Source organism: Vibrio sp. MED222, assembly GCF_000153005.1.
In the GTDB taxonomy this organism is placed as follows: domain Bacteria; phylum Pseudomonadota; class Gammaproteobacteria; order Enterobacterales; family Vibrionaceae; genus Vibrio; species Vibrio tasmaniensis_A.
In genome coordinates this window covers 1-24408 of sequence record NZ_CH902611.1, presented here as the reverse complement: position 1 = coordinate 24408, position 24408 = coordinate 1, and the positions used below count along the sequence as shown (strand labels likewise).

At 43.6% G+C, this 24408-nt stretch carries 19 protein-coding genes; 9 read left to right on the top strand and 10 right to left on the bottom strand.

Annotated elements, in window-relative coordinates; translation table 11 throughout:
- Position 1 precedes the first annotated feature (1 nt).
- The gene (gene dusC, locus MED222_RS03020; RefSeq protein WP_017099046.1) at positions 2-958 is read right to left on the bottom strand and encodes a tRNA dihydrouridine(16) synthase DusC; all 957 of its coding nucleotides are present in this window, start codon (positions 956-958) and stop codon (positions 2-4) included.
- Positions 959-1028: 70 nt separating this feature from the next.
- Positions 1029-1571, bottom strand: coding sequence for a prepilin-type N-terminal cleavage/methylation domain-containing protein (locus tag MED222_RS03025; RefSeq protein ID WP_009848626.1), 543 nt, complete (start codon positions 1569-1571; stop codon positions 1029-1031).
- 218 nt (positions 1572-1789) lie between these two features.
- On the opposite strand from MED222_RS03025, the gene MED222_RS03030 reads away from it, so the two are divergent.
- Complete coding sequence (locus tag MED222_RS03030; RefSeq protein WP_009848625.1) at positions 1790-2410, top strand: YecA/YgfB family protein; 621 nt, start codon at positions 1790-1792, stop codon at positions 2408-2410.
- Between the two features lie 125 nt (positions 2411-2535).
- Here the strand turns inward: MED222_RS03030 and dsbB are convergent, their stop codons facing one another.
- Both dsbB and nhaB read right to left on the bottom strand, forming a co-directional pair.
- Positions 2536-3060 (bottom strand): disulfide bond formation protein DsbB, encoded by a 525-nt coding sequence (gene dsbB / locus MED222_RS03035; protein ID WP_009848624.1) that lies wholly within the window; start codon positions 3058-3060, stop codon positions 2536-2538.
- A gap of 131 nt (positions 3061-3191) precedes the next feature.
- Positions 3192-4784: a Na(+)/H(+) antiporter NhaB gene (nhaB, locus tag MED222_RS03040; protein ID WP_009848623.1), complete on the bottom strand. Its 1593-nt coding sequence runs from the start codon at positions 4782-4784 to the stop codon at positions 3192-3194.
- A gap of 641 nt (positions 4785-5425) precedes the next feature.
- Between nhaB and fadR the strand changes: the two genes are divergently transcribed.
- Complete coding sequence (fadR, locus tag MED222_RS03045; protein ID WP_009848622.1) at positions 5426-6265, top strand: fatty acid metabolism transcriptional regulator FadR; 840 nt, start codon at positions 5426-5428, stop codon at positions 6263-6265.
- 142 nt (positions 6266-6407) lie between these two features.
- On the opposite strand, the gene MED222_RS03050 is transcribed toward fadR, so the two are convergent.
- Both MED222_RS03050 and metG read right to left on the bottom strand, forming a co-directional pair.
- Positions 6408-6887, bottom strand: a complete 480-nt coding sequence (locus tag MED222_RS03050) for a DUF1456 family protein (protein WP_009848621.1) — start codon at positions 6885-6887, stop codon at positions 6408-6410.
- A 221-nt stretch (positions 6888-7108) separates the two neighbouring features.
- On the bottom strand, positions 7109-9169 hold the full coding sequence (gene metG / locus MED222_RS03055) for a methionine--tRNA ligase (RefSeq protein ID WP_009848620.1): 2061 nt from the start codon (positions 9167-9169) through the stop codon (positions 7109-7111).
- 158 nt (positions 9170-9327) lie between these two features.
- Here metG and apbC point away from each other — a divergent pair, with 158 nt between their 5' ends.
- From apbC to MED222_RS03070, 3 genes are all read left to right on the top strand, one after another.
- Complete coding sequence (apbC, locus tag MED222_RS03060) at positions 9328-10404, top strand: iron-sulfur cluster carrier protein ApbC (protein WP_009848619.1); 1077 nt, start codon at positions 9328-9330, stop codon at positions 10402-10404.
- 256 nt (positions 10405-10660) lie between these two features.
- On the top strand, positions 10661-11302 hold the full coding sequence (gene udk, locus MED222_RS03065; RefSeq protein ID WP_004734002.1) for a uridine kinase: 642 nt from the start codon (positions 10661-10663) through the stop codon (positions 11300-11302).
- 106 nt (positions 11303-11408) lie between these two features.
- Positions 11409-13592 carry an AsmA family protein gene (locus MED222_RS03070; protein WP_009848618.1) on the top strand — a complete coding sequence of 728 codons (2184 nt, stop codon included), beginning with the start codon at positions 11409-11411 and terminating at the stop codon, positions 13590-13592.
- Positions 13593-13831: 239 nt separating this feature from the next.
- On the opposite strand, the gene cobO is transcribed toward MED222_RS03070, so the two are convergent.
- A complete protein-coding gene (cobO, locus tag MED222_RS03075; protein ID WP_009848617.1) occupies positions 13832-14437 on the bottom strand; it encodes a cob(I)yrinic acid a,c-diamide adenosyltransferase in 606 nt (201 codons plus the stop codon).
- 84 nt (positions 14438-14521) lie between these two features.
- Between cobO and MED222_RS03080 the strand changes: the two genes are divergently transcribed.
- Positions 14522-14971 carry a low molecular weight protein-tyrosine-phosphatase gene (locus tag MED222_RS03080; RefSeq protein ID WP_017099041.1) on the top strand — a complete coding sequence of 150 codons (450 nt, stop codon included), beginning with the start codon at positions 14522-14524 and terminating at the stop codon, positions 14969-14971.
- A 156-nt stretch (positions 14972-15127) separates the two neighbouring features.
- Positions 15128-16450: an IS4-like element ISVbsp1 family transposase gene (locus MED222_RS03085; RefSeq protein WP_009848615.1), complete on the top strand. Its 1323-nt coding sequence runs from the start codon at positions 15128-15130 to the stop codon at positions 16448-16450.
- Positions 16451-16519: 69 nt separating this feature from the next.
- On the opposite strand, the gene MED222_RS03090 is transcribed toward MED222_RS03085, so the two are convergent.
- Both MED222_RS03090 and rne read right to left on the bottom strand, forming a co-directional pair.
- Positions 16520-18067, bottom strand: a complete 1548-nt coding sequence (locus MED222_RS03090; RefSeq protein ID WP_009848614.1) for a SulP family inorganic anion transporter — start codon at positions 18065-18067, stop codon at positions 16520-16522.
- Between the two features lie 261 nt (positions 18068-18328).
- Positions 18329-21454, bottom strand: a complete 3126-nt coding sequence (rne, locus tag MED222_RS03095; RefSeq protein ID WP_009848613.1) for a ribonuclease E — start codon at positions 21452-21454, stop codon at positions 18329-18331.
- A 618-nt stretch (positions 21455-22072) separates the two neighbouring features.
- On the opposite strand from rne, the gene rluC reads away from it, so the two are divergent.
- Positions 22073-23017, top strand: a complete 945-nt coding sequence (gene rluC / locus MED222_RS03100) for a 23S rRNA pseudouridine(955/2504/2580) synthase RluC (protein WP_009848612.1) — start codon at positions 22073-22075, stop codon at positions 23015-23017.
- A gap of 281 nt (positions 23018-23298) precedes the next feature.
- Here rluC and MED222_RS03105 read toward each other — a convergent pair whose 3' ends face one another.
- Complete coding sequence (locus MED222_RS03105; protein WP_009848611.1) at positions 23299-23880, bottom strand: Maf family protein; 582 nt, start codon at positions 23878-23880, stop codon at positions 23299-23301.
- A 149-nt stretch (positions 23881-24029) separates the two neighbouring features.
- Here MED222_RS03105 and MED222_RS03110 point away from each other — a divergent pair.
- The coding region (locus MED222_RS03110) for a YceD family protein (protein ID WP_009848610.1) at positions 24030-24408 on the top strand (379 nt) is incomplete at its 3' end.

Here is a 24408-nt window from a genome sequence, read left to right as displayed (position 1 = left end):
CTCACACAGTTTGGCGATGTTCCTCTTGATAACGCTGAAGGCGCTCTACAATAGGTGGCGCTTTCTTGAAAGTACGAATTTCTTTAAATAGTTCGTTCGCTTCAGGGTAGCCTTTACTTAGATAAACAAACCACTGCTTCACTCTATTGGGGTAGTACATGCCTTTGTCCCCTTTTATTTGAAACTCTGAATAGCGTAGCAAAAGTTCGATGACTTTATTCCACGGCATTTTTGGGTGGTTGTGTTTAACGACGTTGCCAAGATTTGGAATGTTGAAAGCGCCACGGCAAACCATCAATGAATCGACGCCAGTGGCTTCTATGCAATCTTGACCATCTTGATAGTTCCAGATTTCCCCATTAGCAATCAAAGGTAGAGACGTTTTTTCTCTTATTTGATTGATGTAATCCCATTTAATTTCGCTGGCTTTATAGCCGCCAACTTTGGTTCTTGCATGCACAGTGAGTTCGTCTGCCTTTGCTTGTTCGATAGCGTCGACAATTTCAAAGCACTCTTCCGGGTGCTCCCAACCCAATCGAATTTTTGCAGATACGGGAATGTGTGCTGGCACCGCATCTCGACAAGACTTCACCACTTGATAGATGAGTTCTGGTTCTTTTAGCAGTGACGCACCGCCATTACTTTTGTTTACCGCTTTTGCAGGGCAACCAAAATTAAGATCAATGCCTTTAGCGCCTAAACTAGCAGCTTGAAAAGCATTCTCGGCCATCCAATTTGGGTGTTGTCCTAGAAGCTGGAGATGGATTGGAACACCAGCCATGGTTTGAGAGCCTTGATGCAATTCAGGGCAAATACGGTGAAAAACATGCGGAGGAAGAAGTTGATCAACTACGCGCACAAATTCCGTCACACAGAGATCGTAATCATTGATCTCTGTGAGAATTTCACGCATTAGATGGTCTAAAACGCCCTCCATAGGGCCAAGTATTACTCGCATTTGCTTTACCGAAACTGAATGGATCGAAAATTAAGACGCGTGATTGTACGGGCAAGTTAAAAGCTTGTCACTATGAGCTAGGTGAATCTGACGTAACAGTTATTTCACCGGTTAGAGGGAAGTAGTTGAGCCTTGGTAAATCTTCGCCTAGCGAGTAACCATCAGTGTAGTAGTAATAGCAGCTTGGATCTGATGTATACCAAGCAACGATCGGTTCTTCTGAAGGGAATACTGAGCTACCGTGATCTCTAACGGTGAGGTCAGTATTCATGAGCGCCCGCCAAAGCCTTGCGCAGTCACTCCCTCTAATTGCAGTCCCCGAATTAATCGGTAGTTGATCAACAGCGATTGGAAAACCAGTCGATGAAGGATAAACGCTGCCTTCACCATAATCGACATCTTGATTAAAATCAGGCTCTCCATCAACAAGCCACTGTGAGTGGTAAAGGTTAACCGCAGTTCGAAAAGAAGAAAAAGCACCTTGAGCTATAGCTTCATGGCTATCGCGTTGGTAATTTAGAAAGCGAGGAGCTGCGGTAACGGCAAGTATGCCTAAAATAACGACGACAGAGACCAGCTCTATCAAAGTAAAACCATTTTGGTGTTGTTTCATAATGTATTCTATATGTAACTAAATATTTCAGTGACTCTTTTACACTTCAAACTTAAATTTTCAAAATGAAATAAGTTTAGTTTGCTGAATTGAACTAAAGATAATGTTTGCGTGGCTACTGGTAGGTGTAATTAATCATAGAGCTATACGAATAATTACTAATTGTTAGCCTTGTGGGTATAATGGAGACAACAGAATTGACCGACTAGTGAAGTAATATGAAGTATCAATTATTGAGTCTTCCTGACTCAATTAACGACGTAACAGCCCAGTTTGTAGAAGGTGCTATATTTGCATCTAACCTTGCAACTAAACCTCTTGATCCAGAGGCTTGGTTACCTATAGCTATTCCTGAAACTGGTCAGGACTTCGTTCCTCAAGTCACCGAGCAAATTAATCGCCAACATAACCTCATTCAGCGAAGTGAATATTTGCTTACAGAAGTGCTTGATGCAGATAATTTTGCTGAACAGCTAGCCGATTTTTCTGAAGGTTTTATGATGGTCTGGCCGACGATTGAAGAACAGTGGCAGGAAACGTCAATCGCAGATGGCACATTACGCATGCTACAAGCAATGTTAACAACATTCATGCTGGCGATTGATGAAGAACAGACAATCGAGCAAATGAAAGCAGCTGGATTAGAAACCCCGCCAACTTTGAATGATCTAGTCGGGCAAGTCGATTTGATGGTGACAGAAGTTGCGCTAGCAGCGGATGAAGCGATGCTCGGAAATAAATCTCAAAGTGTGAATCCGTTTAAGGGCATCGGCCGAAATGATGTTTGCCCGTGTGAAAGTGGTAAAAAGTTTAAACAGTGCTGTGGTAAAAACAGCTAATCGAGACTTGTTGATAGATTAAGCTTGAATGAGCATTAGATTCTCTTTAAGTGATAAAAGCTTAAGCAATAAAAAAGTCGACCTCGTGGTCGACTTTTTCGTTTCTGAACATTATGTGCTAATTGTTAGTCATTCTTCGATTTAACGAATTGAGAAATCACTACAAAACCGAAAGCAACCAAGTTACCCGCGAAGATAATCACTAGCCATTGAGGCATTGAAAGTTCTAAGAACTGCCATACAACCTTGCTGCAGTCGCCGTAGGCCTCAAACATCCACGGAGCCCATTGGTTTAGAGGTGCCCAGCTAGGGAAGGTCACGAACAGGTCACAGGTAGCGAAAGGAGACGGGTTAAACTGGTAGTCAACGTGCTCTAAAGCAAGCATCAACCCTTTATACGCACCTAACCCCCAACCAAGTAGACCTAGCCAACGTGAAATCGGATTATGCGGGGCAATAGCACCAATCATTGCTGCGATGCCGATAGCGAGCATAGCAACGCGCTCGTAGATACACATTACGCAAGGGCCAAGCATCATCACGTGCTGAAAGAAAAGAGCACATGCTTCAAAAAAGACAATAAAAGCCAGCAGTAAAAGCCAAGATAAACGTCCCTTAGAGAAGTCTTTGAGCATTGCAAAAAAGTTCACGAATTTAATCCTGTCAATAAAATAAAAAAGCCCTGATTACTCAGAGCTTTTTATCTTGGATAAGTTTCCTAATCAACTAATATTTTTGATTAGTTAGATGCACCTATTGTGTTTAGCGATAGAAATCCGGGTTAGTGGCCACCGGAGATAACTGGAGCTACCACTTCACCCGTACGGTGAATGATCCAACCTGCATCATAGAACCATGCTGTCATCGGTTCTACGAAGAACACAATACCGGCAAGGCCAACAAGTGCTAATACGAGAGTATATGGCAAAGCCATGATGACCATGCGGCCGTAAGACAGTCGAATTAACGGAGCAAGTGCTGACGTTAATAGGAATAGGAATGCAGCTTGGCCGTTTGGCGTAGCAACAGAAGGTAGGTTGGTACCTGTGTTGATAGCAACAGCAAGCAGATCAAATTGGTCGCGAGTGATGACGCCTTCAACCAGAGCTGTTTTAACTTCGTTGATGTAAACCGTACCGACGAATACGTTGTCTGAAACCATCGACAAGATACCATTGGCTACGTAGAAGAGTGCGAGCTGTGCGCCTTTATCTTCAACGTGAAGTACAGCATCGATTACTGGCTTAAATAGAGCCTGGTCGATGATTACAGCAACAACCGCAAAAAAGACGGCAAGAAGTGCGGTAAATGGCAGTGCTTCTTCAAAAGCTTTACCCATCGAGTGCTCTTCAATTACACCTGTAAACGCTGTAGCTAAGATGATCACTGAAAGGCCAATCAAACCGACTTCAGCGACGTGAAGCGCAAGGCCAACAATAAGCCAAACTGCGATTGCACTCTGAACCCATAGTTTAGCTACATCTTGTTTTGTACGATTTGCGCGTTCTTTGTTGTCAAATTCAACTAAGATTTGGCGAACGTTATTTGGCAGCTCTGCACCGTAGCCAAACACTTTGAATTTCTCGACAAGTGCACAAGTTAAAATACCACAGAAGAAAACAGGCAGTGTAACTGGCAGCATGCGGATAATAAATTCCCCGAACTCCCAACCCGCTTGCTTAGCAATTACTAAGTTTTGTGGTTCACCTACCATGGTCATTACACCACCCAGAGCAGTACCAACACCGGCGTGCATAAGTAGTGAACGTAGGAATGCGCGGTAGTTTTCAAGGTCATCACGAGTTAGCTCAGAGATCTCTTCATCATGAGTATGATCGTGCGCAGACGTTGTGCCCTTACCTGATGCAACCTTGTGGTAGATAGAGTAGAAGCCCACTGCAACGCTAATGACTACGGCGATTACTGTCAGCGCATCTAGGAAGGCAGACAAGAATGCTGCGGCGACACAGAAAGCGACAGAGAGTAGAATTTTGGATTGGATACCGAGCAGGATCTTCGTAAAAATGAACAGAAGTAGTTCTTTCATGAAGTAGATGCCAGCAACCATGAATACTAGTAAGAGTAATACTGGTAGGTTTGCTTGTAGCTCATGATAAACCATTTCTGGTTTAGTCATGCCAATGGCGACGGCTTGAATTGCCAATAAGCCACCGGGTTGGAGAGGGTAGCACTTTAGAGCCATAGCTAGAGTGAAAATAAACTCAACCACTAATAGCCAGCCCGCAACGAATGGGTCAACTAGGAAAAAAACAAACGGGTTGATGATTAAAAAGGAAATGATGGCAAGTTTATACCAATCAGGAGCTTTACCAAGGAAGTTTTTGATAAAAGCGTTTCCGAGAGACATCGGCATGTTAATACTCTTTTATGTTGATTATGAATAGACAAGCAATACAACATTTTGAGAATCGAGCTGTAGGTTTAGTTAAAACCTATAACTAACAGTGACTTAGAAAAACTACATTCCATGTAATGTTCTGTGGTCTTGCCAAGTCACTCCCTTAGAAACTCAAGCACTGCTTATTTTTGAGCGCAACTCTACTCTTAGATAACATTTAGTCAACAGGAAAACCCCTGTAGCACTAAAAATACCTCTTTTTTGTTGAGAAACGCGATCAAAGTAGCGCAAGCATACCACTTAAAATGTGATAAAAACCGACTAGAATCAATATTTCAGCGAAATGATTAAAATTTACAGAATAACGACGGATTATATATGATTATTACAACTTAACATTGCAAATTAATAGATTTAAAAATATGACCAATCTCATTGATTTTAAAAAGAATTTGTTGTGTTAATGGTTTGTTTAAATGATGATTTGTAGTCGCTTGCTATCCAAACCTTGAGTGCAAACGTGTGCTGAACTTTAGAGTTTTAACTCTACTTGGGTTTTGAGTGCGTAAAATTTTTTGGGGGTATTTCCGCAGGGTGTTAACTAGTGGTATGATGAGTAAATTAGAACAAAATAATTAAATTGGATTGAAGTGTAGATGGTCATTAAGGCAAAGAGCCCGGCAGGATTTGCAGAAAAGTATATCATTGAAAGTATTTGGAATGGCCGTTTCGCTCCAGGTTCTATCTTGCCCGCAGAGCGTGAGCTTTCTGAGCTGATTGGTGTTACACGTACTACGCTTCGTGAAGTACTTCAGCGTCTTGCTCGTGATGGTTGGTTGACAATCCAACACGGTAAGCCAACTAAAGTTAATCAGTTTATGGAAACGTCAGGTCTTCATATCCTTGATACATTAATGACGTTGGACGTTGATAACGCAAGTAAAATGGTAGAAGACCTGCTTGCTGCTCGTACTAATATCAGCCCTATCTTTATGCGTTATGCATTCAAAGCAAATAAAGAGGCTTCAGAGCGTACGATTACTAACGTAATTGAATCTTGTGAATCTTTACTTGCGGCACCTACTTGGGATGAATTCTTAGAATCGTCGCCATATGCTGACAAGATCAAACAATCGGTGAAAGAAGACGTAGAAAAAGATGAAGCGAAGCGTCAAACGATCTTAATTGCTAAAACTTTTAACTTCTACGATTACATGCTTTTCCAACGTTTAGCATTCCATTCAGGTAACCAAATTTATGGCCTGATCTTTAATGGTGTTCGAAAATTGTACGACCGTGTTGGTAGCTACTACTTCTCTAACCCAGAAGCTCGTCGTTTAGCCATGGAGTTCTACAAAAACTTGTTTGTTATTTGTGAAAGCGGTGAGCGTGAGAATTTGCCACTTGTGATTCGTAACTACGGTATCGCAAGCGCACAGATTTGGAACGAGATGAAGACAACGTTACCGACAAACTTTACTGAAGACGACAGCTAAGTCTTTTCATTAAACTACTGTTCGGTTGTTTTACTTATTGAGTAAACGACGTAAAGAAAACGAAAAAGCGGCGAGATAATCAAATTATCTCGCCGCTTTTTATTTATTGATAGTTGGTGAGAACGTATCAATAGGCAGTAACTTACCCTGCAAACTCTTCTGAGTCTGGACGGTTAGTAAATTGCACGCCATTTAGAAAATCGCAAAGTAGTTGGTCTTCACATACTTTGTAGTTCTTGTTCTCTGGCTTACGGAAGTAGGCACCAATCTCGTACTTACTTAGGCTGATGCCTACCACTTCTAATATATCTAATACATCTTCTGCTTTCATGTTCAACGCAATACGCAGCTTCATGAAAATCATGTTGTTAGTCAGAGCTACTTCAGGTTTAGGTTGAACACCTTCTTTTTTGCCACGCTTAAGATTGATAAAACCATTTAGGAATACCGCTAACTCTTTATCTTTCATCTTAGAGCATGACTTGTCGTTGTCGTCTTTTAGCCAATTAATCACTTGGTCATGAGCAACGGTCACATCAGCTTGCTCGATAGCTTTAATGATCTGTGCATTTTTAAGGTTTAGCGCGTGTTGAATACGACGCAAGATTTCGTTGTTAGTCACTGGGGATTCCTAAAAAGGGTTTGAAGAGTAAAGAGGTGTTGGTTAGCCCGTTATTGTCGGCAAACAAATTTCTACTCTACATAGCATAGTTGACGGCGACTCTAACAGAGAACGCTTATTTTCGGTAGATATAAAAAATCCCCAATGCTTATCAACTCATTCAAGTTAAAAGTGCATTAGGGATTTCGCTATGAGTGCTTGTTATCTGACTGAAGCCAGAGCTACATTACACGCATGCCAGGTTGAGCACCTTCGTGTGGTTCAAGGATCCACAAGTCACTGCCACCAGGACCAGCAGCTAGGATCATGCCTTCAGACATACCAAACTTCATCTTACGAGGTTTAAGGTTTGCTACCATGACAGTTAGTTTGCCTTCTAACTCTTCAGGTTTGTACGCTGACTTGATACCAGAGAATACTTGGCGAGTTTCACCACCGATGTCCAGTTGGAACTTCAGTAGCTTGTTCGCTTTTGGTACTTCTTCACATGAGATAATACGAGCAATACGCATATCGACTGCTGCAAAGGCATCGAATTCAATCTCGTCTGCGATTGGCTCTTTGTCTAGCTCAGTTTGGCTTGCTTGCTCTTTTTCAGCTTCTGCTTTTTCTTTTGCTGCTGCTTCAGCGGCTGCATCTTCTTTAGAAGACTCGATCATTGCTTCCACTTTCTTCGGATCAATACGGCTAAACAGCGCTTTGAACTTAGTGATTTCGTGATCAGTTAGCGGTGTAGCAATCGCTTCCCACGTTAGCTCTTCGTTTAGGAAAGCTTCAGTGCGAGCCGCAAGCTCTGGCATAACGGGTTTCAGGTAAGCCATTAGCACGCGGAATAGGTTAATACCCACAGAAGAAACTTCTTGAAGCTCTTTCTCTTTACCTTCTTCTTTTGCAAGAACCCAAGGTGCTTTTTCGTCGATGTACTGGTTAGCTTTATCAGCTAGTGCAGTAATTTCACGGATAGCGCGGCTGAACTCACGAGTTTCGTACAGCTGACCGATACGCTCTGCAGCAGCAACGAATTCGTTGTAAAGCTCTGGTTCTGCAAATTCAGCAGAAAGCTTGCCTTCGAAACGCTTAGTGATGAAGCCAGCGTTACGAGACGCTAAGTTAACAATCTTGTTTACCACGTCAGCGTTTACACGTTGAGTGAAGTCTTCAAGGTTAAGGTCAAGGTCATCGATACGGCTGTTTAGCTTAGCAGCGTAGTAGTAGCGAAGACACTCAGGGTCTAGGTGATTTAAGTACGTACTTGCTTTGATGAATGTGCCTTTCGACTTAGACATTTTCGCACCGTTCACCGTTACGTAGCCGTGTACGAATACGTTGTTTGGCTTACGGAAACCAGCGCCTTCTAGCATTGCAGGCCAGAATAGGCTGTGGAAGTAAACGATGTCTTTACCGATGAAGTGGTAAAGCTCAGTTGTGCTGTCTTTCTTCCAGTATTCGTCAAAGTTGAGATCGTCGCGCTTGTCACATAGGTTCTTGAAAGAAGCCATGTAGCCAACAGGAGCGTCTAGCCAAACGTAGAAAAATTTGTTTTTCTCGCCTGGGATTTCGAAACCGAAGTAAGGTGCATCACGTGAGATATCCCACTGTTGCAGGCCAGACTCGAACCATTCCTGCATTTTGTTTGCAGTTTCATTCTGTAGAGAACCAGAACGAGTCCACTCTTTAAGCATGCTTTCGAACTGAGGTAGGTCGAAGAAGAAGTGCTCAGAATCTTTCATTACTGGAGTTGCGCCAGAAACCGCTGATTTAGGGTTAATTAGCTCAGTTGGGCTGTATGTCTCACCACAGTTATCACAGTTATCACCATACTGGTCTTCTGACTTACACTTAGGGCAAGTACCTTTTACGAAGCGGTCTGGTAGGAACATCTCTTTCTCAGGGTCGAAAAGCTGAGAAATAGTACGGCTAGAAATGAAGCCGTTCTTTTTAAGTTCTAGATAGATGTGAGAAGCCAGTTCACGGTTCTCTTCGCTATGTGTGCTGTGGTAGTTATCAAAGCTGATATCAAAGCCAGCGAAGTCTTTTTGGTGCTCTTCACTAACAGCAGCGATCATCTCTTCTGGCGTGATACCCATCTGTTGAGCTTTAAGCATAATTGGCGTGCCGTGAGCATCGTCAGCACAGATGAAGTTTACAGTGTTGCCACGTAGACGCTGGTATCGAACCCAGATATCAGCTTGGATATGCTCAAGCATATGGCCAAGGTGAATAGAGCCGTTAGCGTACGGAAGCGCACAAGTTACCAAAAGTTGTCTTGGATCAGTTGCCATACTTAATAATTCGCTTTTTTGATAGGTATAAATTTTGAGAGGTAATACTACTTTATAACGTGTGATACGCCAAGGTATCAGACAAAGGATTCCCCTAGTTTTTTAGGGGTTCAGTCTTCATCTCGTGGGTGATAGCATAAATAAAAAAAGGAGCCCCAATGCGTAACTTTACTTCTAAGCAAGATTTCTGTTCATGGTTGAATGAGTTCGAGTCACCAATCCTCATCCCAGAGTGGGCGCTACACCAAAATATTGTATCGGTTGATCCGCGTGGGTCATTTGTTATTACCTTGCCTTTTGCTGCCAATCAGCTCGCGGTTGAACTGGAACAGTGGATCCACTCCCAGATTGAACAGCAACTTGTTAGCGCTTTTCAGTTTGAAGTAAAAGTGAAGCCGTCTGCGCTAGAAACAACAGTCGCGACACCTTTGAAGGGCGTTAAGAACATTATCGCCGTGACGTCGGCAAAGGGTGGGGTGGGTAAATCGACAACTTCGGTAAACCTTGCGCTTGCGTTATCTAAGTCAGGTTCAAAAGTGGGCTTGTTGGATGCGGATATCTATGGTCCATCTGTGCCGATGATGCTCGGTCAACTGGATGCAAAGCCAGAAGTGCAGAACAACAAATGGATGATGCCAATCGAGGCGCACGGCATTTTTACGCATTCTATTGGCTATCTTGTGTCGAAAGATGATGCTGCAATCTGGCGTGGCCCAATGGCAGCGAAGGCTTTAGGTCAGCTCGTGAATGAAACCGTATGGCCAGAATTGGATTACCTTGTTATCGACATGCCACCGGGTACGGGTGATATTCAGCTAACGCTTTCGCAGCAGATCCCAGTGACGGGCGCGGTTGTGGTGACCACCCCTCAAGATTTGGCATTAGCCGATGCGCGTAAAGGTGTGGCAATGTTTGATAAAGTGAGCGTGCCAGTGGCAGGCTTAGTGGAAAACATGAGCTACCATATCTGTAGCCACTGTGGCGAGAAAGAGCATATCTTTGGCGCTGGTGGCGCGGAAGCCATGTCAGAAGAGTTTTACCTCGATATCTTAGCGCAAATTCCGCTGCACATTGATGTACGGGAAGATATTGATGCAGGTTGCCCAACCGTTATACGTCGTCCAGACAGTGAACACACGCGTCATTACTTAGAGCTTGCTGAGAACGTGGCTGCGAAGATGTTCTGGACTGGTAAGGCGAGACCAGAGGCGATTAACTTCTCGATGGTTGAATAGCAATGGCTGATCACAAAGGTGTGTAAATCATGTTTGGGTGAGATAAACAACGGTTGGATTAGGTGGATAGCCATAGGGGGTGTGCATATAGTTGTATTTAAGTTATTTGAAAGCAAACGATTGTTTTAAGTAAATGTATTGAGATCATCAATTTGACTGCAATTAGCTAACATCGCGACTAGAATCTATATGCTTTAGCCCCTATAATCAGGCGGTTTATCTCTTCCCACCACCAAACCATATCGGGTGCAAATTAATGTCTGATAATAATCAATGTGTCATCGTAGGTATCGCTGGCGCTTCAGCTTCAGGAAAAAGCCTGATCGCGAGTACGATTTATAATGAGCTGCGCGAAAAAGTAGGCGACCATCAAATTGGTGTTATCACGGAAGATTGCTATTACAGCGACCAAAGTCACTTGAGTATGGAAGAGCGAGTTAAAACTAACTACGACCACCCAAATGCACTAGATCATGACCTTTTATGCGAACATCTACAGCAGCTAATGAGTGGCAATGCCGTGGAAGTTCCTGAATACAGCTACACAGAGCACACACGCACTTCTGAAACGACTACACTTACTCCTAAGAAAGTGATCATTTTAGAAGGTATTCTGCTTCTGACAGACCCGCGTCTTCGTAAACTAATGCACGCAAGCGTATTTATGGATACACCGTTGGACATCTGTCTACTACGTCGTGTTAAGCGTGATGTAGAAGAGCGTGGTCGAACAATGGATACGGTACTTAAACAATACCAAGAAACAGTACGCCCAATGTTCATGCAGTTTATCGAGCCTTCAAAACAACATGCAGACATCATCGTTCCTCGTGGTGGTAAAAACCGTATTGCGATTGATGTGCTAAAAGCGCATATTGCGAAGTTGTTGAAGTCTTAATCGAATTAAATTTTGCCTAAGTGACTCACTTAGCTTTATTTTTTACCGAATCAGTGGCACTTTTATAGTGCCACTTTCTTTTGGAATCTAAGCAAGGAATATGCGGATGAAGAAACTACTCATTTTCATAGCTGTACCAGTGTTTGTTGTCGTTGCAGCAATTCTGGCACTAGTGCTGTTAGTGAATCCCAACCAATTTAAGCCATTAATTGTCGAACAAGCCCAAAAACACACAGGCCTAGAGCTCGTGATCGAGGGTGATATCAGTTGGCAATTCTTCCCATCTATTGGCTTCGAACTTGGTCAAACTGAATTACGTAACCCTGAAGGGTTCACTCAACCAAACCTGTTTAAGGTTGATACGGTTGGCGTTGATGTTTCGGTTACTCCGCTATTTAGCAATCAACTAGAGATCGGCAATATCACTCTAGATGGTGCAGAATTTTATTTAGAAACGCTTAAAGATGGTCGCAAGAACATCGATGCGCTCACACAAGTGTCTGCTCCTAAGGAGTCTGAACCTGCAGCGGATACAAGTTCTGAAGCAACACCGGCGCCTCAAGAGCAAACTTCTACAGACACATCTGGCTGGACGATCAATCTTGCAGGTGTAACTGTCTCAAACGCATTGTTTGAGATGGACGACAAGCAAGCAGGTTCATTCACTAAGCTATACGATGTGTCTTTGAGTCTTTCTGAGTTTGCCGTTGATACATGGACGACCGCGACGTTTGCGGCTTCTGGTGAAAACAACCAACAGAAGTTCTCTGCAAATGGCAGTGCTGAATTCAAATTAGCGGAAGGCTTTGCAAGCTACGCATTACGAAATATTGACCTTAATGCGAAGTTCAATGATCCAGCAACGTCGATCGAGTCAGCGAAGATTGGCTTAAATACGTTTGAGTTCGATAAGGTTAACCAACTGACTTATGCGGTGATTGGTAATGCTGCTGGTCTTGACCTTGATCTTAAAGGTGGCGGTGACTTAACTGTCGATAGCGCGATCTCAAAAGTTACACTGAACAAGTTAACATTAGACTCAACATTCAAAGGTGAAACGCTTCCTCAATCACCAATGAAAGTGGATATGCTGTCTGACTTAAGCTTTGATCTAACGAAGAGTCACTTGAGCTTTGTGCTAGCGAAGCTGCAAGCTAACGCTATCGCACTAGACGGTAAAGCGGACATCACTTTATCTGAAATACCAAAGGTTCGTTTTTCTCTTCATAGCCCGAACATCGATTTAGATGAGTTCTTAGGCCTAGGTAATACAGAAGAAACAGCGAGCGCTGCGCCTTCTGATTCTGCTGGTGGCTCAACTTCAAATACTACAGCTTCTTCGACGTCAAGCTCAGGTAGCTCGACTTCAAGTTCAGATAACTCGGCTCCTGCGAAAGAAGTAGAACCTGACCTGTCAGCTCTGAAAACGCTCGATGTGAAAGGTAATATCACAATCGATAAGTTCAAGGCGAACAACGCAAAAATGCAGAACGTGAAAACTGCGTTCTCAGTTAACCGTGGTATCGCAGATCTGATATCGTTTACCTCGAATCTTTACCAAGGCTCTATCTCGGCAACAGCACGATTAGATGCACGCAAGACGCCAGCGACTTACACGGCTAAGAAAAAGATTAAAGGCGTAAAAGTACAACCGTTACTGGTTGACGTAGCGAACAACGATACGCTGGAAGGTACCGGTAATATCGATGTTAACGTTAAAGGTAAGAGCTTGACGCCAACAGGAATCAAGAAGAACTTGGTTGGTACTATTGCGATTAACTTTGAAGATGGTGCGGTTAATGGCATCAACATCGCGCAACTGATTAGAGAAAACTACGCTAAGATCAAAGGCGAAAAAGTCGAAAGCAAAGACGAGTCTCAAAAGACAGATTTTAGTGCAATGAAAGCAACACTCAAGGTTGATAAAGGTTGGGTTTCAACGAATGACTTATCGGCACAATCGCCTCTTTTACGCGTGACAGGTCAAGGTAAAGCAAACTTCATCAATGAAACGGTCGACTTCCTGGTTCGCACGTCAATTGTTGGTTCGCTTGAAGGCCAGGGTGGTAAGAGCATTGATGATCTCAAAGATGTGACGATTCCAATTAAGGTAACCGGCCAGTGGGCTGACCCGAAATTTGGGCTTGTTTTTGATGATGTGTTGAAACAGAAAGCTGAAAAAGAGATTGATCGCGGTATTAAGAAACTTGAAGAAAAATACGGTGACAAGATCAAAGATGAGAAAACTAGAGATGCAGTCAATGGTTTACTCAAAGGCTTGTTTAACTAATCGCTATTTTAAATAAATAGCATATAAATAGCATATAAAAAGCGCCATTCCTTATTACGAGGAATGGCGCTTTTGTTTGGCTGCCGATAATACCCAAGAGAGATTCCCTATGAAGCTCGTCCCTCGCATTAGGGAATGACGATAGGTATTAGTGCCTTGTTCAAGGGCGAGACAGTCTAGTGGTCGTCATCCTCGAGAGGGAAGAGTGACCGAGTCGGGGACCTCTGGTTGGAAGGCTGTTACCAATCCACACCTTGCAGAGCTTTAACACCAGACTCAAAAGCGTGTTTAACGTTACGAACTTCAGACACGGTATCGGCCATGTCCGTTAAAGTACGATGCGCTCCACGGCCTGTGATGATCACTGATTGCATTTTAGGACGGTTACTCAGAGCCTCTACCACTTCATCTAGCTCGATGTAGCCATAGCTTACCATGTACGTCAGCTCATCAAACAGAATTACATCAATCGACTCATCAGCTAGCATGCGTTGGCACTCTTTCCATACGCGCTGTGCGGCTTCAATATCTTTCGCCTTATTTTGAGTTTCCCAAGTAAAGCCTGTACCCATCACTTGGAACTCTACATCGAGTTTTTGAAGAACGTTCTTTTCACCGTTATCCCAGGTTCCCTTTACAAACTGAGCAACGGCACATTTCTTACCGTGACCGACTGCACGTGTAATCGTACCGAAACCTGATGTCGATTTCCCTTTCCCGTTGCCAGTAATAACCAATAACAGTCCTTTCACTTCTTGCGCTGCTGCAACACGTGCATCGACTTGCTCTTTTACTTTCTGTTGTCTTGCTTTGTGGCGTTGTTCTTTGTTGTCTTCGGTCGACATAACAAATCCTTTTAAGTTGTGATTACGCCTATCATAGCCTAACTTAACGATAGCAAAAACCATCGGAAGAACAGGTGATTACGGATGAAAAAGATACTCGTGGTTTGTATGGGGAATATTTGTCGTTCGCCAACAGGTGAAGCGGTGCTGAGAAAGAAAGCTCAGCAGATGGATATTAATGTAACGGTCGACTCCGCTGGGACGATTGGCTTTCATCAAGGCAATGCGCCAGACTCACGTTCAAAATCAGCAGGAGAGAAGCGCGGCTACAGCTTTAAAGGGATTACCTCTCGTAAAGTGGTAGATAATGACTTCGAAGAGTTTGACCTGATACTTGCGGCAGACAAGGCGAATTTAGATGACTTAGTGAGCCAGTGTCCAGTTCACCTCCAATACAAGCTCGCGTTATTTTTGAGTTTTGGAGAGTCACAATATCAAGAAATTCCCGATCCTTATTATGGTGAGGGGAATGGCTTTGAATTAGTGTTGGATTTAATCGAAGAGTCGAGCGAAGCGATACTGCGTTCAATATAGTGTAGAGGCTGTGTTCTTGGTGGGCGATAAAGTATCAAGGTTCATCGATATAAAAAAGGCCGACATTGAATGTCTAATGCCGATCGTTTAAGAAGACTTGAACGATCTTGCAGTTAGCAGATAATCCCCATCAACAACGTTGATGGGGATTTTTTTATGCTTGAACAAGAATTAGCAATGGCACATGAGACCATTGAAGATGCCGATAATTATGAATCTGTTGTCGACGCCATTCAGATTGAGTGGATAGAACAAGCTCTTCTTGAAACTAATAAAGCGAGCATAAGACGACGTCGGCTTCCCGCTCAGCAAGCTGTCTGGTTAGTTATTTGGATGGGGCTGCAACGCAACATGTCTATCAAAGAGGTGTGCAGTTCATTAGACATTGCACTTCAGCCTAAACCTGAAGATAGCTGGTCTCGTGTTGCACCCAGTGTCCTAACTGATTCACGCCGACGTCTAGATGAGAGTCCGTTAGCGGCTCTGTTTCACACAACGGTAAAGGCTTGGAACGGAGATATCCTTCAACAAGACAAAGACTTAGAGCTTAATGTTCTTGCTGTGGATGGGACAACATTTAGGTGCCAAGATTCCCCAGAGAACGCTGAAGAATTTGGGTTCATCTCTAAAAAATTGAAACCTTACCCTCAACTTCGTTTAGTCGCTTTGATGTCAACAGAAACTCGAATGATTATGGGGGCGGCTTTTGATGGCTGTCATGTCGGTGAAACGACCTTAGCTAAGCGCCTATTCAATGATATCCCCGCACATTCATTGACCTTATTTGATCGTTGTTATTTCTCGGCAGACCTCTTGTTGTCGTGGCAAGAGAGTGCGGAAAATGCTCACTGGTTAATGCCTGCAAAGCGTAAGCTACGCTATGAAGTGTTGGAGAAATATGCGGAGAACGACATGCTCATCTCAATGCCCATCTCTCCTCAAGCTCAACGGCAGAATCCGAATTTACCCGCACGTTGGGAAGCCAGATTAGTCCTATATCAAGAGCCAAAAGGTGAGATAAAAGGTTTTATTACTTCACTTACAGACCCTAGTAGATACTCGCTAGAAAGCCTGCTGCGTATTTATTGGCAACGCTGGGAGATAGAAGAAGGTTATGGTGAAATTAAACAGACTCAACTGCAAAGTCACGTCACTTTACGAAGTCGTTTTTCTGCCGGTGTGAAGCAAGAGCTGTGGGGCGTATTACTTGCCTATAACTTAGTGCGATTAGAGATGGTTAAGATAGCTTCAGAAGCCGGGGTTCGAGCGACTAGGGTCAGTTTTACCGCCGCAATTAACCTTATTGATGCGCAATTACGTTGGTTAACTTTAAGTCCAGACGGAACTCTACCTGTAAAACTGAAAAGGATGAGAGACAGTTTGAGTCACTTCATTCTTCCAGATAAAAGAAAAGACCGAACGTTTCCACGTTCAGTCCTCTTTGTCCCAGCCAAATATCCGTTCAGGTTCAAGCAATAATGCTTATCCGAACGGCATTAGACATTGAATGTCGGCCTTTCTAAATCTAGCTTTAAGCTATGACTAAGCTTACTTAGACATTACTTTGTAGATTGGGTCTTCTGCAACGTTCGCTTCAACTAAGCTACCGGCTTTGTGCAGCATAGCAACACAGTCTTGGCTTAGGTGGCGAAGGTGAAGTGTTTTACCTAGTGCCGCGTAACGGTCAGCAATCGTGTCGATCGCTTCAATAGCAGAGTGGTCAGTAACGCGTGAGTTTGCGAAATCAACGATAACATCTTGTGGATCGTTGTATGAGTCAAACAACTCAAGGAAGTTAGCGGTTGAACCAAAGAAGATTGGACCGTTAACTTTGTACTCTTTAGAGCCTTCAGCGTTAACCGATGTGTCTGCGTAGATGTGCTTAGCATGTTGCCATGCAAACATTAGTGCAGAAGCTACAACACCCACACCAACTGCTACCGCAAGGTCTGTTAGTACTGTAACGACAGTTACAAGAACGATAACGAAGAAGTCTTGCTTAGGAACGCGACGTGCCAACTTGAAGGTTGCCCATTCAAACGTACCGATAACAACCATGAACATAACGCCCACAAGTGCTGCTAGAGGAATCATTTCAATCAGTGCAGAGCCGAACAGGATGAACATCAGTAGTGCAACTGCCGCTACGATACCTGAAAGACGACCACGACCACCTGAGTTTACGTTGATCATCGATTGACCGATCATCGCACAACCACCCATCGCGCCAAATACTGAACACGTCACGTTCGCCATACCTTGACCAACACATTCACGGTTAGATTGTCCACGAGTGTTTGTCATTTCGTCTAGTACGGTTAGCGTTAGTAGTGATTCGATTAGACCAATCGCTGCAAGAATCACTGCGTAAGGCAGGATGATGTATAGCGTTTCTAGGCTAAACGGTACTGCTGGAATAGAGAATGTTGGTAGAGAGCCCGCTAGTGTTGCTGCTTCGTCACCAGACATAGTGCGTAAGAAATCAACAACAGTACGAGTTTCTAGATCAAGGCCAACAACCAAAGCTGTTACTGTAACAATAGCAACCAATGACGATGGTACCGCTGTTGTTAGTTTAGGTAAGAAGTGGATGATAGCCATAGTCAGTGCGACTAGACCTAACATCAGTGTCATTTGACCGCTTGGTAACCAAGTTAGCGCACCTGTTACGTCTGGTGCTTTAAATTGTCCAAGCTGAGCAAGGAAGATAACAATAGCCAAACCGTTCACGAAACCAATCATTACTGGGTGTGGAACGATACGGATGAATTTACCTAGCTTAAATACACCCGCTGCAATTTGCAGAAGGCCGGCTAGCATAACTGCCGCAAAGAGGTATTGAACGCCATGGGTTGCTACTAGGCTAACCATTACAACAGCCATTGCGCCAGTTGCACCAGAAATCATACCTGGACGACCGCCGAAGACAGAAGTGATTAAACCTACGATGAATGCTGCGTAAAGACCAACCATTGGGTCAACGCCTGCAACAAAGGCGAATGCTACGGCTTCAGGTACCAGAGCTAAGGCTACGGTAAGACCTGAAAGCACATCATTTTTTACAGAGTGCTTTGAAAATTGTGGGAATTCGAACATGTTTGCTCAGCTATGCTTAAAATGGGTTTACCGACACGAATGTATTGCGTAGCCAAACAGTGATGAAAAAGAGCGGCAATAGCTAAGTGTCGAAAATATAAGTGCGCGAATGCTACCCAAAAATGTGATTAAGTTCAAGGTTGAACCCTATTTTGAGTAATATATCTATTATAACTAATCGGAACTATGGATATAAAAAAAGGGCGACTTATGAATAAGTCGCCCTTAGATAGTTCTCTGCAGATTACTCTGCGAAGCTCATTAGTATTGAGGTTTAGTCATGCCTGCGCCGGCTTTATTTGACGCTGCTTGGCTACCTGCACCTTTCGATACAAAACGCTCAGTACGGAATGGAGCCGCAACAACTTGAATCTCTTTGATCTCTTGAGGACCAGGAGCTTTAGTCATTGGTGAACCTGCTTGTTTTTTAGCAACAGCGGCCTTTGGTGCCGCTTTAGGAGCTTCTGCTTTTACCACAGGAGCTTCTTCTACTTTTACACTTTCAGCTTTAGGTGCTTCAGCTTCAACAACTGGTGTTGCTTCTACTTGCACAGCTTCTGCTACAACAGGCGATTCAACTTTCGCAGTTTCAGCAATCACTGGAGTTTCAACTTTCTCAGTTTCAACTACCGCAGGAGCTTCAGTTACCTGAGTTTCAACGACAGTTTCAGCTTCTTCACGGCGGATAATGACTTTACCCATCGCAAGTTCAGGACATGCAAAGCCGCCAGCAATAGCTGTGTTACTTTGTGGTGCCGTCTCTTGAGCTACGTTTTGCTCCTGTACAGCAACTTGAGTTTCAACTGCTACTTGAACTTCAGCCACTTCAGGTTTTGCCTGATTATGGTGAGGTTTTGGAATGAAGCGAGGCATCACTTTACCCATAGCCATCTCTGGAGAAGCTACACCACCTTTACGTAGGCGGAATGGGTTAGGACGACGATCACGACCGCGACGACGACGTTGACCACTTGCACGTAGGTGACGTGGAGAACGACGGTTGCGACGTTGCTTCGGCTCTTCCTGTTCTGTTTGTTCATCAGCGTTTGCTTGAGTTGCTTCTACTTGTTCCGCAACTTTTTGCTCTTGAGCTACTGATTGTTCTTTCGCAATAGACTGTTCTTTAGCAACAGCAGACTCATTTGACGAGTTTTCTGAAGCTTCAGCTTGTTGGTCTTTAATACGAACTTGTTTGTTCAGTTTACGACGCTGACGACGCTCTTTAATCTTAGCTGCTTTCGCTTCTGGCTTAGCCTTAGGCGCTTCTAGTTTATCAGCTTGAGCTTCTGCCGCTAGCTGTAGACCTTCTTCTGCTAATTTAGATGGTGCTAGCTCTTCGCGTTGCTTCTGCTCATCACGTGACTTATTGCGACGGTCTTGCTTAGGCTTACGAGGCTGGCGATTTTGCTGTGGAGCAGTTTCTTTCTGCTCTTCAGGTTTCTCATCACGAACTGGTTTACGACGGCGTTTGTTGTCACGGTTTTCGTTACGATTGTCACCACGCTCACCACGTTGTTCACCACGGTCACCACGTTGGTTACGACGACGGTTATCGTTACGATCACGGCGTTGACGGTTGCCGTTGTTGCGATTGTTCTTAGGTTTCTCTTCTTGCTTCTCTTCTTCTTTTTTCTCTTCTTGAGTTGAAGAGCCAAATAAGAAGCTACCGATAGCTTTGAAGAAACGACCAACTAAACCTGGTTCTTGAGTCGCTGCTGATTCAGCTTTTTTCTCTTCTACAGCTTTAGGTGCTGGAGCTGGAGTCGGTGCTGATTGAGCAGGAGCTGCGAAGCCTTTAAGAGCTGGCTCTTCGATCTTCTTAGGACGAATAGTCTGTTCTGCAGGCTCTTTGCTTTCTGCTTCTTTTAGAGCTTCTAGCTTGGTAGGCAGCAAGTAAGACAGTAGGTCGAACTCTTCACCTTCACGAACACGGATAACCTCAAAGTGCGGTGTTTCCATGTCAGAGTTAGGAACTACAGTGATCTTAACTTCTTGGTTCTTCTCGATGTGGTTTACTGAGCGACGTTTTTCGTTCAATAGGTAAGAAGCGATAGGAACAGGGACTACAGCAAGAACTTGCGCAGTGTTGTCTTTTAGAGCTTCTTCTTCGATCAGACGTAGAACAGATAGTGCTAGAGATTCGTTATCACGAACAACACCAGTACCTGTACAACGAGGACAAATGTGGTGGCTTGCTTCTGCTAGTGATGGACTCAAACGTTGACGAGACATCTCTAGAAGACCAAAGCGAGAAATACGACCAATCTGAACACGTGCGCGATCTAAACGAACGGCATCACGTAGACGGCTTTCTACTTCGCGTTGGTGGCGAACCGGAGTCATATCGATAAAGTCGATAACAACAAGACCACCTAGGTCACGTAGACGTAATTGACGTGCAATTTCATCGGCTGCTTCTAGGTTAGTGTTAAGTGCTGTTTCTTCGATATCGCCGCCCTTTGTTGCACGAGCAGAGTTGATATCGATAGAAGTCAGAGCTTCTGTTGGGTCGATTACGATAGAACCACCAGATGGAAGACGAACTTCACGTTGGAAAGCAGATTCGATCTGGCTTTCAATCTGGTAATGGCTGAATAGTGGTACTTCACCATCGTATTTCTTAACGCGATTCATGAAATCTGGGCGTATTAATTGAATGTGCGCTTGTGCACGTTCAAAAATAGTATTGCTGTCGATTAGAATCTCGCCAATATCACGACGTAGATAGTCACGAATCGCACGAACGATAACGTTACTTTCTTGGTGAATAAGGAAAGGAGCTGCATTTGAATCAGAAGCTTGCTTGATAGCGCCCCAGTGATTCAATAGAACGTTCAAGTCCCACTCTAGCTCTTCTGCACTTTTGCCTACACCCGCTGTACGCACAATTAAGCCCATACCTTGAGGAAGCTCAAGAGTGCTTAATGCTGCTTTCAGTTGAGTGCGTTCATCACCTTCGATACGACGAGAAATACCGCCAGCGCGAGGGTTATTTGGCATAAGAACTAAGTAACTACCCGCCAAAGAGATGAAAGTTGTCAGTGCAGCACCTTTGCTACCACGTTCTTCTTTCTCAACTTGTACGATTACTTCTTGTCCTTCTCTTAGCACTTCTTTAATGCTAGGACGGCCTTGGTATGTATAACCTTCAGGGAAGTATTCGCGGGCAATTTCTTTAAGAGGGAGGAAACCGTGACGTTCTGCGCCGTAATCAACAAATGCCGCTTCTAGGCTTGGTTCAATACGGGTAATACGTCCTTTGTAGATATTCGCTTTCTTTGATTCGTGACCTGGACTTTCGATATCTAGATCGAACAGTCGCTGGCCATCAACCAAAGCGACACGCAACTCTTCTTTTTGAGTTGCGTTAATTAACATTCTTTTCATTTAGAAATTCTCATTGTCTTTTCTTATTTTCATCATTGGTCTTATCGCTTTAGTTCGTTTCTCATGGTGCCAGATCCCATGGCTTTATCGGTGCAGCCTCCCGGCTGGAGAGGGATGCTCTGGGGCACGTCAGTCATCATAGGGAGTTAGCCTATGATCCGCGATGTGGCGGTGAATACTCAACATGAGTGTACGTGAGTAGAGCGATAAGGAACTCAGTTGACCGTGTCTTACGCCGATTGCAGCACTGTCTAATCTGAGTCATCTACTCATTTACTTGCTTATGAATGGTTAGCTGTTTAAATATTAGTCAATCCATTGATAGCAGCTGTGAACTATAGCAGTGGTCGGTAAACACAGCAATCTGCTTTGTCGTAATGCGGTAAAAAAAACAGTTTTTGTTTGGGTTTTGATAGCTCTAACTCACTGTCTATAAATAATTTATCAATTGATATTTTAATTTGCAGGAAGCTTGGTGCTTTTTTGTTCGAAGAATCAAAGAAATATAGAACTTCAATGCCCTTTTAGGGATAGAGTCGCAGGGATTTTAGATAAATAAGTTCAGAATAGGGTTAAGAAAATCTCAATTATCAAAAGTGACAGTGATACAATAACCCAATGAGCGAAATTAGAACCCAAGTCCAATTTGTCGACATTGACGAAGATATGGCTGGTCAGCGTATTGATAACTTCTTACGCAACCAATTAAAAAACATCCCGAAAAGCATGATTTACCGAATCGTGCGTAAAGGCGAAGTCCGCGTTAACAAGAAACGTATCAAGGCTGAGTACAAACTAAAAGCTGGCGACTTAGTACGTATCCCTCCCGTTACTATTGAAGAGAAAACGGAAGAGAACGTACCGAGTACGAAACTCAATAAGGTTTCGGAATTGGAACAGTGCATCATCTATGAAGATGATCACATGCTGATTCTCAATAAACCATCAGGTACTGCGGTTCATGGTGGCAGCGGCTTGAAGTTTGGCGCGATTGAAGCATTGCGTGCTCTTCGCCCTGATGCTCGTTTTCTTGAGTTAGTGCACCGTATTGATAGAGATACGTCTGGCATTTTGCTTGTTGCTAAGAAGCGCTCGGCGCTAAGACACCTTCAAGCACAGTTCCGTGAAAAAACGGTTCAAAAATACTATTTCGCTCTAGTGATGGGCGAATGGAAGAACAGCTGTAAAGTCGTCAACGCACCTTTGTTAAAAAATGAAGTGAATAGCATTGTTCGAGTGAACCCGAATGGTAAAGCTTCTGAAACCCGCTTTAAGGTTTTAGAGAAATTCCAAGAGGCGACGTTGATTCAAGCTAGCCCAATTACAGGCCGTACACACCAAATCCGTGTGCACGCTCAGTATACCGGTCATCCAATAGCTTGGGATGATCGTTACGGTGATCGTCGTTTCGATGCTTATACGGGTAAAGTAGGACTGAATCGTCTGTTCTTACATGCAGCCAACATCAAGTTTATCCACCCGGGTAGCGAAGAGAAGATTGATATCTCGGCGCCAATGGAAAGAAGGCTAGAGAAAGCCTTAACTGGTTTACGTAAGCTTTAAGAAGATACGAGATACGAGATACGAGATACGAGATACGAAAGGGTTAGCTGTTTCTAGCCTTATCTATCTACTAACAAAAAGGTTGATGAAATTCGTCAACCTTTTTTGTTTTCATCTGTTGTAGAAGATCCCCAACTCGCTCGTTCCTCGCTCATGAGGATGACGACTTTTTAAAGTCAGGTTCTACATCATGAGCTGATTGGATAATGTGGCTATCTTCGTCATTCCCTAGACTGACGAAGGAAGGAGTAGGGAATCTCCAACAGAGTGGTAAGTATCGCTTACAACACGTTCATTCCTTGTGCCTCAAGCATATCGACTAAATCGATCAGAGGTAAGCCGATCAGCGTGTTTGGGTCTTTACCTTCCATCTGTTTAAACAATGCAATACCTAACCCTTCGCACATAAAACTGCCCGCGCAGTAATAAGGCTGCTCTTTCTCAACATAAGAAATGATCTGTTGCTCAGTTAAATCGCGGAAATGCACAACAAAGGTGTCGAGACGCGTGTCAGCTTTACTGGTCTCGCTGTTCCATACCGTTATCCCAGTATAGAAAGTGATGCTCTTACCACTTTGACGAGACAATTGCTCAATCGCTTTCTCACGAGTATGAGGTTTGCCAATGATTTCTTCGTCGATCACACATACTTGATCGGAACCAATCACTAGGCTTGGTTGTTCGACAGCACAAGACTTGGCTTTGGTCTCAGCAAGACGCATTACCAATTGTTGAGGAGTCTCTTCTGGAAGTGGCGTTTCATCGCAGTCAGGCTTTGCTGTGACAAAGTCTAACTGTAGTTTTTTGAGGATCTCTTGCCTAAATGGAGATGTAGAAGCTAAAACTAGTTGGTAATTTCTCATTTTAATTTACAATTCGTGTAAGCATTTAGTTCAGGATAACGTAACTTATCCTGCTATTCATAATGCTCTGAACAGGAAAGGTAGGAAAGTACATTTTTTTTGCCATTTCCTTTGACTAAACACGATTTGGAAGATAAGATTCGCGCCCTATGCAAAAGGAAAAAATACCGCGTACAGTTGATCCGGCAAGAACGGCTCAAAAACGACTCGATATGGATGGTATCATTCAAGTCAGTCTTTTAAAGCGTTTAACCGAAACAACTGAAGGCGTAAAACGTGACGCGCAAGTCTCAATGTCATTTGGGCTTGATGAACAACGATTAGTCGTTATCTCTGGTAAAGCTAACGTCGAAGTCGATTTAGAGTGTCAACGTTGTAATGAGGTTTTCGCACATGAGTGCGATGTCCAATTTACTTATACTCCTGTTTACAGCGAGAAAAGTGAAGAGGAAGCACCGGAAGAGTACGATTTGGTAGATCTGAACGAGTACGGTGAGTTAGACCTGATTCAATTAGTTGAAGACGAGT